General features: G+C 46.8%; 1 protein-coding gene. It reads left to right on the top strand.

Going from position 1 to position 233, the window contains the following annotated elements; genetic code table 11:
• Positions 1-233: hypothetical protein (locus Q4528_RS16370; protein ID WP_303522847.1), on the top strand; the 233-nt coding region annotated here is incomplete at both ends.

Here is a 233-nt window from a genome sequence, read left to right as displayed (position 1 = left end):
AACAAGAGCCAAAAGTTACGTTTGCCGATGTGGCTCCTGCTATTAGTAGCAATCAGGATCAGCTGCAAGAATGGCAAGAGTTACGAAAAAGTAATATTTTGCCAGGGAACTCTTGGCAACTCCTGCTGCGCGCTTGGGGTTACGATGTAGTGAGTGCCCAAGCGAATTGTAAGTTGGTGCCAAGTTTAGATTTGAAATGCCTTAGCTTAAGTGGCGGAGAGCGCATATTGCGC

Source organism: Staphylococcus pasteuri (assembly GCF_030547725.1).
Taxonomy (GTDB): domain Bacteria; phylum Bacillota; class Bacilli; order Staphylococcales; family Staphylococcaceae; genus Staphylococcus; species Staphylococcus pasteuri.
This window is presented reverse-complemented; position numbering and strand designations above follow the sequence as displayed.